We start from the raw sequence: 12437 nt of genomic DNA on the forward strand, positions 1-12437 counted from the left end.
TAAAGGTAAACACGCTAAGAACCAGTGATTAGCCGCCACTAATCCTGTTTAGGTTGTTCAAATGGTAACTGGGTTAGTAGCTCTGGGTCCACAGTGACCTGATTCAAGACGACGTGTTTCAGAGTAATCAACTTCTGAGCGTAGGGATCATTGTGATAGTTACGCATATACGTAATCTTCTTAATCCCGGCTTGCAGTAACATCTTGGTGCATTGCAAACATGGAAAATCCGTGACGTAAATTTCAGCACCGTCCGTGGCCTCCCCAAACTTGGCACACTGCAGAATGGCATTCATTTCGGCGTGAATCGTCCGGACACAGTGACCGTCCACCAAGTAGCAACCTTCATCTAGGCAGTGGTCATCGCCCGACACCGACCCATTGTACCCCGCGGCAATGATCCGCTTGTCACGAACCAGAGTTGCCCCAACCGACAGTCGGTTGCAGGTACTCCGCGTGGAAATAACTAACGCCTGAAGCATAAAATATTGATCCCAAGGAATTCTTTCTCGCTGCATGATAAAGCCCTCATTTCTTGTCAATTTAAAATTCATTTTCTGATTCAGTGGGTGCAAAATAACTCTCATCACCCAGTAACTCTCACTAGCTTACACCATCCCTCTAAAATTAACACTAACGCACCGCCGCCAATAGGCCATTGGTTGTCGCCAATTCCAAATATCTAAGTGGTTAATTGATCTTGCAAGTTAGCCACCGTCTTCTCGCCGAATCCCGGCACCTGGGTGAGATCTTTCACCGTCTGAAAGGAACCGTGAGCCGTCCGATAGTCGACGATCTTCTGGGCCTTCTTTTCGCCAATCCCGGTCAGCTGCTGAAGATCCGCTACCGTTGCCGTATTCAAATTGATAACTGCTGTCGGCCCACTAGATTTAGCGCCGCCGCTGCCAGACTGACTAGCTGTCTTGGCCGCGGTCGTCTCCTTACTACCAGTGTCTGTGGACTTCTCACCCTTCATCGGAATAGCTAACTGCTGTTGATCGGTCAACCGAGAAGCTAAATTCACCTGTTGGCGATCGGCCTTGGCCGTTAAACCACCGGCAGATTTGACCGCATCGGCGACCCACATGCCCTCCGTGAACTCATATAATCCTGGATGAGCCACGGCCCCCTGAACGTCCACAAAGACGCGGGTATCGTGGCTACTGACCCGATTGGCCGTACTGACTCCCGTTGCCGCGTGGCTCGATGCGTGACTCGTCTGTGCCTGTGCTGGTGGCACCGCTGCCGGTAAAGGCGCGGGTGCCGCATGACTCGTGATGAGCCAACCACCCAGAACGATGCCCACCACAACAACGAGTATCCCACCAATAATGAGCTGATAACGCCGTGCTAACCCCAACCACCAATCTCCAATCATTTGCATGCTAATTGCCCCCTTTACTCTTAACTCCGTAATTAAAGGCAAAATAAACTTTTAAAATCAAAAAAATTCCTCTTTTTTCCAAAGAGGAATTTCAACTTAATGCGTTTTCAGGTAATGAACCGCGTCGTCAAAGGACTTGACGGGCACAACCTTCATATTTGGCGCATACTTTTTCGCCGTTTTCTTAGCCAATTGATAATTGGTCATGTGCTGTTCTTCATACTTCAACAGTAACTTACTTGGCTTGACATACGGGGCAAAGAAGACGGTCGCACCGGCGCGCTTGGCTGCAACAATTTTCTTGTCGATTCCGCCAATCTCGCCCACATCACCGTTGGCGTCAATCGTCCCAGTCCCGGCAACCTTCTTGCCGTGACGGAGATTCTGGCCCGTCACCTGCGTATAGATCTGTAGGCTAAACATCAACCCACCAGACGGTCCACCGATATTTCCGGCATCGACCGTGACTTTAGGCTTGGCCGTCACCTTCACGTTATCCGTCAGGGTGATGCCAATACCAGCCTTCTTCGTAGGTAACCGCATCAACTTCTGCGTTGCCGCGTGCGTCTTGCCATTATGGCGATAGGTAATCGTGGCCTTCGCCCCAACTTTTTGGCGCTGAATGTACTGCTGGTAGCCGACCATTGAATTGAAATGACGGCCATTGACCTTAGTTACCGTATCGCCAACCTGGAGTTGCTTGGCAAACGGCGACTTCTGATCCACGCTCAGCACGTAGATTCCCAGATAATTCCGCGTCACCGGCTTTTTGGCAGACTTATAGGCCGTGTAGATCGACTCGTTGATGGCACTCTGCATGTAAAAGTCCTGAACCTTATCGTAGGTGGCATTACTCTGCCCACCCGTCACGGCATCCACACTTTCAATGCTGTAGATTGAATTCATTTTGGCATACAGGTAAGTCGCCGGCCGTGCTTGTGCCAACGCCACGGAGGTGATCATGTACTTCCCTTTATCCTTGTCAGGATGTCCGGGCATCTTCACAAAAGTCTTGAGATTATCCGCTTCACCGGGGCCCTCGATGTACTTGGGTAGCGGCATAAAGAAAAACGCCAAGACGGCAATCGCTAAAATCAGCGTACCGATGACTTGACGCCACTGATGACGCGTCAACTTCCACATCTACTTGTCACGCTCCAATCGCTCCCGCAGTCCTTCAGCGACCGCTGGCGGTACCAACCGCGTCAGGTCACCACCGAATTGGGCAACTTCCTTCAATAAGCTGGACGAGACGAATTGATACTTCGGCGCCGCCATCAAACAAACTGTGTCGATCTGGTCGTCCAGTGCCCGGTTCATGCCAGCAATGCCCTGTTCAAATTCGAAATCTGTGCTATTCCGCAACCCGCGAACTAGGACCGTGGCATTGACCGACCGCATAAAATCAACCGTCAATCCCGTTTCGACCTGAACTGAAACGTTTGGCAAATCTTGCACACCCGCCTCGATAAAGGCGACCCGTTCGCTGGCGGTAAAGACCCCCCGTTTGGACGTATTCTGCCCCACCGCAACAATCAGGTGATCAAACATCTTGCTAGCGCGCTGAATCAGATCCAAATGGCCATTTGTCAGTGGATCAAAGCTTCCTGGAAAGACTGCAATCGTCATTACCCTTCACTCCCTAACGCGTAAATCGTCAACTCGGTGATCCCGTAGTCTCGGCGTTCAACGAAGTCAAAACCGTCGATATCGTCGGGCAATTGCGCATTCTGGTCCGTTTCACAGATAATTCGTGCACCAGCCGCCAACAATCCCAGCTCCCGGAGTGTTGCCATCTGTTCGGCAATCTTTTGCTGCGCGTATGGCGGATCAAAGAAGACCAAGTTAAACTGATCCCCTCGATCGGCGAGTTCCTTCAAGGCCCGATTGGCATCACGTTTCAGAATCTCAAACTTTTCTGGGGCCTTCGTGACCGCCACGTTATCCTTAATCGTCTTAATAGCTGCGTATTGCTTGTCAATCAGCACGGCTTGCTCCACGCCACGAGACACGGCTTCGATACTCAACCCACCGGACCCGGCGAACAAGTCCAGACTACGACCCCCATCAAAGTAAGGGCCAATGATATTGAACAGGGCCTCTTTGACCTTGTCCGTAGTTGGCCGCGTGGCCATAGCGGGGACGGCCTTGAGTCGCCGACCACCAAAATCACCTGCTACAATTCTCATTCATCATCATCCTTCGTTGCAGCCGCCATCTCTTCGGCGACACCATTAAATGTTTCATTGATTTCTGGCCGTTGTGACGCAACGACCCGTTTGACAAAGCGTAAGTGGTTCAACTGATCCGTCAATGAGGCCACATCCGCTTGATCCACGTACAGTACCACGTAACGCATCTTCTTAGACACATACATGACGGTACCGTAGCGTTTCAATTGGCGGGTCTGTTTCAAACTATACGTATACACGATCAGACTCTGTCGTGGTTGAATTTCAAATACCATCAGTCGACCTCCTCAGTTAATGTGTGGCGCGGTAACGTTTCTGCCGCGCACTAATATTCATGACGACCCCCATGACCAGTGCAAGTGTCCAGGTACTGGACCCCCCGTAACTGATAAATGGGAACGTCACCCCGGTAATTGGCAGTAAGCCCAAGACCCCACCTAAGTTGAACAGCGTTTGCACCGTTAAATAGGTGGCCGCACCGTAACAAATCAGCGTGTGGTAAGCAGAATTACTCCGAATCCCGACCAATACTGTCCGGGTAATAATTAAAAACAGTAAGGTAATCACGCCTAAAGCCGTGATTAGCCCAAGTTCCTCGGCCAAAATGGCCATGATGAAGTCGGTATTGGGTTCGGGTAAGTACCCGGTCTTCTGGATACTATTTCCCCAACCAACACCCAAAATCCCCCCATTACTCAACGCATAATAGGAGTTCACCAACTGTTGCCCAACGCCCTGTGAATGCTCAAATGGATTCACAAAAGCCACGACCCGTTGAAGTTGATAAACGTTTTTAGCAAAACCCATCTCGGAAATCTTAACGGCCAATGGGAAGATTATTCCTATAACCACTAAGATTGCCCCCAAGAAGTAAGTAATGGCCCGCTTCCAATTAAAACCACTAGACAGCAACATCACAAAGACGATGCTGGCATTGATGGTCGCTCCCCCTAAATCCGGTTGGATAAAGATCAAGCCGATCATCACCGCACTGATGAGGACGGGCCGCAGCATCACAGCCCACCAGCCCTCAATGGCAATGGCATCCTGACGTCGATCAATGACGTGCGCTAACCAAATGATAAGATAAAATTTCACAAATTCGGCGGGTTGAATACTAATCGGGCCCAATCGAATCCACCCGGCCGCCCCGTTGATGGTCTTACCGATAATCAACAGGAACAGCAATGACCCAATCGCAATCACACTGGCATACTTCAGGATTTTCTTGTCACGTAATTTATTTAAATTCATGAGCACCATAAAGGTGTAGATGGCCAGTCCCAGAATCACGTAAAGCAGTTGCTTCACAAGGTAGCTACCGGGACTCCCCCCATTTTGTGAGCCGATATCAGCGCTGGCGGAGTACACCATCACGATCCCAAAAAGGCTCAAAATTAAGTATGGCACAAATAGCCAATAGTCCAAATATTTTAACTTCCGCATATGTTTCACTCGCTCCAAGCCTGCCGCCCGTAGACGGTAATCGAATGTTTATATTATAGCATAGCTTGCGTTTAAGATTGTGATAAAACTGGGAAGGAATGCCATAGCTGGCAATAAGGCTTGTATCGGCCCCTCACAACTACCAAAATTCCGTTAGCACAGCCGACTACAACTCACGCTATTCTCCATCGCCACGGGTCACATTCCAGTTGACCAATTCACCTTACACAAAAAGCCGGCAACAACCGCAGTTTCCTGCAGCCATTACCGGCTCGAATTTAAATTAAGTTTTAGAAATTACTTCCGTGAAGCAGTCTTCCGCTTCTTGGCAGCTTTTTCACGTTCGCTCGTGTTTAAGATTTGCTTACGTAAACGAACGTGTTCTGGGGTGATTTCACAGTATTCATCTTCGTTGATGAATTCCAATGATTCTTCCAGAGACATCTTCAATGGTGACTTAACCTTGGCAATATCTTCAGAACCGGCAGCCCGGACGTTGGTTTGGTTACGGCCACGCGTGATGTTGACAGAAATGTCGTTGTCACGGCTGTTTTGACCAATAATCATACCTTCATAGACTTCAGTACCGGCATCAGTAAAGATTAACCCACGGTCTTGAACGGCCATGATGGCGTAAGTCGTTACCTTACCAGAGTTGATAGAAACCAGAGTCCCGTTGTGACGACCTGGATTCCAGTTCTTGATAACTGGCAAGTACTTGGAGAACGTGTGGTTCATGATCCCGTAACCACGAGTTAAGGATAAGAATTCGGTTGAGTAACCGATCAATCCACGTGATGGGGCCAAGAAAGTCAAACGGGTTTGACCGTTACCTACGGCTTCCATGTTCTTCATTTCACCCTTACGTTGTGAAAGGGTATCAATGATTGAACCAGTATATTCGTCAGGCGTATCGATTTGAACAGATTCGAATGGTTCGCAACGAACGTTGTCCACTGTTCTGTAGATAACTTCTGGACGAGAAGCTTGTAATTCGTAACCTTCGCGACGCATCGTTTCGATCAAGATGGACAAGTGAAGTTCACCACGACCAGATACGACCCAGGCACCAGGATTGTCGGTGTCGTCAACACGTAAGGAAACGTCGGTATGAAGTTCACGCTTCAGACGTTCTTCGATTTGGCGAGACGTCACAAACTTACCTTCACGACCAGCAAATGGTGAGTCGTTGGTCCGGAAAGTCATTTGCAGCGTTGGTTCGTCAATCCGTAATACTGGAAGTGGTTCCAACGTGTCAGGTGCAACAACAGTTTCACCAACGTTGATTTCATCCATCCCAGAAACGGCAATCAAGTCACCCGCTTGGGCTTCGTTGATTTCAAGACGCTTCAAACCAAAGTACCCAAATAACTTGGTTACTCGGAAGTTTTGCTTAGAACCGTCAAGCTTCATAACAGTAACGCTATCGCCGACTTTAACCTTCCCACGGAAGATCCGGCCAATCCCGATACGACCAACGAAGTCATTGTAGTCCAACATAGCAACTTGGAACTGTAAAGGTTCGTCAGTGTTGTCAATTGGAGCTGGAATGTGCTTAACGATGGTATCAAAGACAGGCTTCATTGTGTGTTCTTGCGTGTCCAATTCTGGATCGTAGCTTGAAGTCCCGTTCATAGCTGAAGCGTAAACAACTGGGAAGTCCAGTTGGTCTTCGTCAGCACCTAATTCGATGAAGAGGTCCAAAACTTCGTCAACAACTTCGGAAGGACGAGCGCCTTCACGGTCAACCTTGTTGATAACCACGATAGGGGTCAAGTGTTGGTCCAAAGCTTTCTTCAAAACGAAACGGGTTTGTGGCATCGTACCTTCGTAGGCATCGACAACCAGTAAAACACCGTCGACCATGCGCATGATCCGTTCAACTTCACCACCGAAATCGGCATGTCCTGGGGTATCCAAGATGTTGATTTGCTTGTCGCCGTAACGAACAGCGGTGTTCTTGGACAGGATCGTGATGCCCCGTTCCTTTTCGATTGCGTTAGTATCCATGGCGCGGTCGCCAATGGACGTATGTTCGTCTAACGTATCGGATTGTTTAAGCATTTCGTTAACCAGGGTCGTCTTCCCGTGGTCAACGTGGGCAATGATGGCAATGTTACGGATATCATCTCTGAATTTCAAGTGTATTTCTTCCTTTCATGCTTGTTGAATTAGATGGATCACGGCATGCTTACATCGATAGTAAGTACGCTTATTGTAGCGTGATTGAGTAATAAAGTCCATCTGTACCGACCGGCCGCATAAAAAAACTGTGACCGTGTCACAGTGAGACGTCATCTTCTTCAATTTGGAGAATATCACGTTGCGCTTTTTCCGTCGCTACTAGTACAAGGTTAGATGATAGCATATTGAGCGGCTGGCCGTCAATGGTTGAGACCCGAACACCCAAAAAGTTTAGCATAACTTGACCGGCAGCAATGTCCCATGGCTTAAGGTAGGAAATGTATCCTAACGTCTTCCCCAATAAAACATTAATCATTTCAATCCCAGCACTCCCGTAGATACGCATACCGGCACTATCATGAACAATCTTCTGCATGTGAGCCGTATCATGAACCACTAGCGGTGCGCTGGCGCCAATTAAGCCTTCAGATAAAGCCAAATTAGCCGGTGCTGAAATTTGTTGGTCATTGGCCCAAACGCCGCCAACAGCCGGTCCCCCAGCATACAGTACGTCATTCATCACATCATAGATAAATCCGAGTTGGCCTTCGCCATCCTGATAAATGCCAATCATCATGGCAAAGTTGTCATGCTGTTTCACAAAGTTCATGGTCCCATCGATTGGGTCCACGATCCACACGCGACCATCAAGACTCGTCAGCTTATCACCAAAGCCCTCTTCACCTAAGACCTTGGCCGTTGGGTCCATGTTCCGAATACCAGCAATTAAAAATTGTTCGTTACTTTTATCAATATTAGTCACGAGGTCTTTGCGCCCCGTCTTCTCATCGACCGTCATAGGACCGGCCATTTTAGCAATAACCTGTCGCCGGCCTTCTCGTAATAAGGCTGATACATCGCGTGCTACTTGCTGCCAATCTTCACTCATCGTTTAACGTGCCCCTTTCATCCTAATTCGACCGCCCTGTTCGCGTGCTTGCTTCATGGTGCGGTAAATACTATAGCCAGACGCTTTCTCAAAGTCACGTCCCAGTTGCTTCTCTTCAAATTTTTGTGGAACGACCTTCTGAAAATCACGGTAGGCCGCAATTAACACGTCCGCTGGCACACCCTGATTGACTTCATAGGCGTCCTCCACCCGCTGATACAGCGTGGTCACTGCCACGATATCCGTGGTCGACCAGTCGGCCTGTAAAGGATACTCATAATTACTTGATGATTGGGTCACGATTTATTTTCCCTCCGTTTGTTGGCTTTCAATCGCCGTAATTTGTTCTCTAATTTCTGCAATCTGAGCCCCGTAGGCCTGCTGCTCATCTTCCGACAAGACCAGATTGGTTAAATGCTGAATCCCCTTGGTACCGACCAACACCGGTGAGGCCGCTGCAAATGCAGGTGTCTCCTCATGAATGTTGGTGACTGGCGCAATCACCGGTTGCTGTGACAAGGTGGCCTGAATCAAGCGAATAATCGCCATATAACGTAGCGTATCCTGTTGCTCGGCCGCCTCACGCGTCAACCAGGTACTCATCTTATCCAAGTCATCTGCGTCAAAATCTGCATCGGCATTGGCCAGATACATCAGCAATGGAGCCGGCCCCACGTAAGTCCGGCTCCAGGCAACGATTGGCGATTGGGCTGTCCCAACAACGGTCGCCTGAATGACGGTTGCCCCCACACCAAGCCGTTCAGCCAAGCGGTACGTCAGCAATCTTGTCAGCGGATACGTACCTAACCCCCAGATCTGACCCGCCGGTAAGCCTGAGAATTTCCACGCAAAGTAGCTGAGTAGCTCATCCTGTTCACCCGAAAAAACCAGCTGCCCGTTGAAGCCATTCTCAACGATATGCTTCATCAATAACCGCAGTTCAGCGATCCGATCAGCAATTGGCAATTCCGCCGCATACCGATCCAACACGACCAACCACGTAGCCTGCCCATAATCTGCGGCGGTTCCCACGCGAACCGTGAGGCGCGGGCATAAGGCACTGGCCACCACTAATGGTTGGTACCGTGGCGTGTCGTCAGTCGCATTAGGCATAACCACACAGTCGAGTGGTAAGTTCATCACCAGCAACTGGTGAACCAATTGACTGGCTTGATCAAAATTCCCTTGAATAAGTAACGTTGGTTTCATGGTGACCCTCCTTTTACCGCAATCCCCCAGCTACGGGGCCATTGCCTAAACCTAAGCGGACCGTTGCATAACCAAACGGTCACAGTGCTCTAAATATTTTACGCCGAAAATGACCACATAGTCCCATTATAAGTGAACCTTGCCGGATAGCAAGTTAGAGCGTCCCAAGACTAAAATTTATCATTGCCTGCTGTAGCGCGAAAGGCATCCAACCTTGAATTGACCGAAGGTGGCGAGTGCTGGCCAGATTGCGCACCTCTCGTCTTAACCGATTGCGACCATCCCCAATTGTTCATTGGTCACGAAAAAGGGCCACTCACTAGGAGTGACCCTTTCCGTAAAACTAGAGTTGTCACAAGTCGCCGTTAGACGTGGGTTGGGAACCCTAAAGCAATGTCCGCAGCTTCTTGGATCGGTTCGTTTAATGTTGGGTGTGGGTGAATCGTCAAAGCGACGTCTTCCACATTCAACCCACCATTCACGATGAGTGATAATTCACCGGTCATGGTGCTAACCTCAGGACCTACCGCTTGGGCACCGACGATGTTCTTATTCTCATCGTCCGTGTAGACAAAGCGGACAAAGCCTTCAGGAACATCCAGGGAGACAGCCCGTGCGTTCCCAGCAAATGGGAACTTCGCGGTCTTGACCTTGATACCCTTGTCCTTGGCTTGGGCTTGCGTGTAACCAACCGTTGCCAATTCTGGATCGGCGAAACAAACTGCTGGGACACTTAACCAGTCGTTTGCCGTCTTTTCACCAGAGATGGCACCGGCAGCGGTCTTGGCCTCGGCAAAGGCCTTGTGAGCCAATGCTGCGCCAGGAACCACATCACCAACCGCCCAGATATGTTCTGAAGCGGTCCGGCCTTGGTTGTCGACTTCGATCTGACCATGGTCATTTAACTTAACCTTGGTGTATTCCAGACCCAAGTCATCCGTGTTTGGCTTCCGGCCAACCGTGACCATGCAGTAATCTGCCTTGATCGTGGTTTCCTTGCCATCAACGGCGTAAGTAACGTCAACACTGTTATCGTCTTGCTTAGAGCCCTTAGCCATGGCGCTGGTAATGACATCAACACCCTTTTTCTTCAAGTTCTTCAGCACAACAGAAACCATGTCTTTTTCGAAGTTTGGTAAGATCGATGGCGTTCCTTCAATGATGGTTACATGAGCGCCTAAACTAGCGTATGCGCCCGCTAATTCAGTCCCAACGTAACCCCCACCAATAACAACAAATTCTTTAGGAATCTCTGGTAAGTTGAGCCCACCAGTCGAGTCGATGACCCGGCCTTCAAACTTGAATCCAGGGATTTCAATGGGATGACTTCCCGTTGAAATAATGATGTTATTGTATTCAAAGGTTTGACCCGTGTCCGTAGACATGAATTGCTTTTCACCAGTTGGCATTACCCGTAATTGGGTGTCGCTCAAGAAGACCGCTTCACCATTGACCACGTCAACGTGATGCTTCTTCATCAGCATCTTAACCCCACTGGTCATCCGATCAACGACTTTCTTTTGCTTCCAGTCTTGGGTCTTCTTAAAGTCGATCTCAGCCGAGCTCGTCGAAATCCCGTAAGTGGAACCATCTTTGGCCTGTTCTAACCGGTGACCCGCTTGGATCAATGCTTTGGAAGGGACACAACCAACGTTCAGGCAGACACCGCCCAGCGTATCGGATTTTTCAACCAAAGTTACTTTTTGGCCTAATTCAGAAGCCCGAATTGCGGCTACGTAGCCACCGGGGCCGGCACCAATGATGACGGTATCCTTTTTTTCAACATCTGCCATATTTTCTGTCATCCTTCCATTAAGAGCATTTCTGGATCATGAAGCAATGCTTTCAGTTCATTTAAGATATTCTGAGCTAAGGCCCCGTCAATCAAACGGTGATCGTAACTCATGGAAAGCTTCAACATCCGGCCAACAACGATGTCGCCATCTTCATTGACGTAAGGTGCCTTTTCAATCCGGCCAACCCCTAAGATTGCCACTTCAGGTTGGTTGATAACTGGTGTGAACCAGCCACCACCGATAGACCCAACGTTACTGATGGTAATGGACCCACCGGCCATGGATGCTGGTGATAACTTGTTATCATAAGCAGCTTGTGAGTTTTCACTAATTTCTTTGGCAATTTCGAACATACCCTTGGAATCCGCGTTCTTGATGTTTGGTACATACAGACCGTGATCCGTGTTGGTAGCGATACCAATATTATAGTAGTGCTTCGTCACAATTTCTTGCGTGGTGTCATCGATTGACGCATTCAGTTCTGGGAAGTCCTTCATTACGGCAACCAGAGCCTTGACGATATAAGGTAAGAAGGTTAAATGAATACCCTTGTCGGCAGCTGCTTGCTTGTACTTCTTCCGGTTAGCCATCAGAGCTGACACTTCAACTTCATCGAATGACGTAACGTGTGGCGCAATATCCTTGGAAGTCCGCATGCTCTTGGCAATGATCTTCCGCATTGGTGACATTGGTTCACGCGTTTCCAATTCAGGCCGGTCGGCGTTCCAAGGCTTGATAGCTTGACCAGTTGCTTTCGCAGCGGCTGGTGCAGCAGGTGCGGCAGCAGCTGGTGCTGGTGCGGCGGCGCCATTGAAGTTATCGATATCAGCCTTTAAGACTTGACCATGGTTCCCGGTTGGGGTGACCTGAGTGATGTCAACACCCTTGTCGCGGGCATGTTGCCGGACAGATGGCATTGCCATGACTAACTTATTAGGATCGGATGCAGCTGGAACCCCGGTTGGTGCGGCAGCAGGTGCTGGCGCAACAGCTTCAGATTCGGCAGCGGGTGCTGGTGCGGCTTCTTCAGCTGGTGCAGCATCCCCACCCTTACCTAAATCAGGTGGCGTATCGGAGCCGTCATCGATCACGATCAATGGATCGCCGATTTCAACGGTGTCCCCTTCTTGTGCCACAATCTTTGAAATCGTACCATCAACGGGTGATGGTAATTCCGAAACAGACTTATCGTTTTGGATTTCGACTAATGTGTCGTCTTCCTTGACGGCGTCTCCTTCTTTAACAAGCCATGAAGAAATTTCGCCTTCGGCCATTCCTTCACCAAGCTCAGGGAGTTTGAACGTATAAGCCATGGGAAAACTTCCTTTCTTTCATTT

13 protein-coding genes are annotated in these 12437 nt (G+C 49.3%); all 13 read right to left on the minus strand.

The features are described 5' to 3' along the window. Positions 1-38: 38 nt before the first annotated feature. Complete coding sequence (locus EKM73_RS00385; RefSeq protein WP_125700041.1) at positions 39-518, minus strand: ComE operon protein 2; 480 nt, start codon at positions 516-518, stop codon at positions 39-41. A gap of 164 nt (positions 519-682) precedes the next feature. Beyond that, positions 683-1384: a helix-hairpin-helix domain-containing protein gene (locus EKM73_RS00390; protein WP_125700042.1), complete on the minus strand. Its 702-nt coding sequence runs from the start codon at positions 1382-1384 to the stop codon at positions 683-685. A gap of 96 nt (positions 1385-1480) precedes the next feature. Further along, the gene (locus tag EKM73_RS00395; protein ID WP_125700043.1) at positions 1481-2527 is read right to left on the minus strand and encodes a SepM family pheromone-processing serine protease; all 1047 of its coding nucleotides are present in this window, start codon (positions 2525-2527) and stop codon (positions 1481-1483) included. Further along, entirely contained in the window at positions 2528-3013 is a 486-nt protein-coding gene (gene coaD, locus EKM73_RS00400) for a pantetheine-phosphate adenylyltransferase (RefSeq protein WP_125700044.1), read from the minus strand. Further along, positions 3013-3573, minus strand: coding sequence for a 16S rRNA (guanine(966)-N(2))-methyltransferase RsmD (rsmD, locus tag EKM73_RS00405; RefSeq protein WP_125700045.1), 561 nt, complete (start codon positions 3571-3573; stop codon positions 3013-3015). The genes coaD and rsmD overlap by 1 nt, the downstream gene beginning before the upstream one ends. Beyond that, on the minus strand, positions 3570-3851 hold the full coding sequence (locus EKM73_RS00410; protein WP_125700046.1) for a YlbG family protein: 282 nt from the start codon (positions 3849-3851) through the stop codon (positions 3570-3572). The genes rsmD and EKM73_RS00410 overlap by 4 nt, the downstream gene beginning before the upstream one ends. A gap of 16 nt (positions 3852-3867) precedes the next feature. Further along, positions 3868-5022, minus strand: coding sequence for an FtsW/RodA/SpoVE family cell cycle protein (locus EKM73_RS00415; protein WP_125700047.1), 1155 nt, complete (start codon positions 5020-5022; stop codon positions 3868-3870). 297 nt (positions 5023-5319) lie between these two features. Next, on the minus strand, positions 5320-7164 hold the full coding sequence (typA, locus tag EKM73_RS00420; RefSeq protein WP_125700048.1) for a translational GTPase TypA: 1845 nt from the start codon (positions 7162-7164) through the stop codon (positions 5320-5322). Between the two features lie 139 nt (positions 7165-7303). Further along, positions 7304-8095: an inositol monophosphatase family protein gene (locus tag EKM73_RS00425; protein WP_020088770.1), complete on the minus strand. Its 792-nt coding sequence runs from the start codon at positions 8093-8095 to the stop codon at positions 7304-7306. Positions 8096-8098: 3 nt separating this feature from the next. Beyond that, positions 8099-8395 carry a UPF0223 family protein gene (locus EKM73_RS00430; protein ID WP_020088771.1) on the minus strand — a complete coding sequence of 99 codons (297 nt, stop codon included), beginning with the start codon at positions 8393-8395 and terminating at the stop codon, positions 8099-8101. A 3-nt stretch (positions 8396-8398) separates the two neighbouring features. Then, on the minus strand, positions 8399-9304 hold the full coding sequence (locus EKM73_RS00435) for a Rossmann-fold NAD(P)-binding domain-containing protein (protein ID WP_125700049.1): 906 nt from the start codon (positions 9302-9304) through the stop codon (positions 8399-8401). Between the two features lie 365 nt (positions 9305-9669). Beyond that, positions 9670-11097: a dihydrolipoyl dehydrogenase gene (gene lpdA, locus EKM73_RS00440; protein ID WP_125700050.1), complete on the minus strand. Its 1428-nt coding sequence runs from the start codon at positions 11095-11097 to the stop codon at positions 9670-9672. Positions 11098-11105: 8 nt separating this feature from the next. After that, entirely contained in the window at positions 11106-12413 is a 1308-nt protein-coding gene (locus EKM73_RS00445; RefSeq protein WP_125700051.1) for a 2-oxo acid dehydrogenase subunit E2, read from the minus strand. Positions 12414-12437: the final 24 nt, after the last annotated feature.

Source organism: Levilactobacillus fuyuanensis (assembly GCF_003946395.1).
Classification (GTDB): domain Bacteria; phylum Bacillota; class Bacilli; order Lactobacillales; family Lactobacillaceae; genus Levilactobacillus; species Levilactobacillus fuyuanensis.

Coding starts and splice junctions, on each gene's coding strand:
- rsmD (WP_125700045.1), bottom strand. CDS start 3,573: ATGAGAATTGTAGCAGGTGATTTTGGTGGTCGGCGACTCAAGGCCGTC.
- EKM73_RS00445 (WP_125700051.1), bottom strand. CDS start 12,413: ATGGCTTATACGTTCAAACTCCCTGAGCTTGGTGAAGGAATGGCCGAA.
- EKM73_RS00425 (WP_020088770.1), bottom strand. CDS start 8,095: ATGAGTGAAGATTGGCAGCAAGTAGCACGCGATGTATCAGCCTTATTA.
- lpdA (WP_125700050.1), bottom strand. CDS start 11,097: ATGGCAGATGTTGAAAAAAAGGATACCGTCATCATTGGTGCCGGCCCC.
- EKM73_RS00385 (WP_125700041.1), bottom strand. CDS start 518: ATGCAGCGAGAAAGAATTCCTTGGGATCAATATTTTATGCTTCAGGCG.
- EKM73_RS00395 (WP_125700043.1), bottom strand. CDS start 2,527: ATGTGGAAGTTGACGCGTCATCAGTGGCGTCAAGTCATCGGTACGCTG.
- EKM73_RS00435 (WP_125700049.1), bottom strand. CDS start 9,304: ATGAAACCAACGTTACTTATTCAAGGGAATTTTGATCAAGCCAGTCAA.
- EKM73_RS00415 (WP_125700047.1), bottom strand. CDS start 5,022: ATGCGGAAGTTAAAATATTTGGACTATTGGCTATTTGTGCCATACTTA.
- EKM73_RS00390 (WP_125700042.1), bottom strand. CDS start 1,384: ATGCAAATGATTGGAGATTGGTGGTTGGGGTTAGCACGGCGTTATCAG.
- EKM73_RS00410 (WP_125700046.1), bottom strand. CDS start 3,851: ATGGTATTTGAAATTCAACCACGACAGAGTCTGATCGTGTATACGTAT.
- coaD (WP_125700044.1), bottom strand. CDS start 3,013: ATGACGATTGCAGTCTTTCCAGGAAGCTTTGATCCACTGACAAATGGC.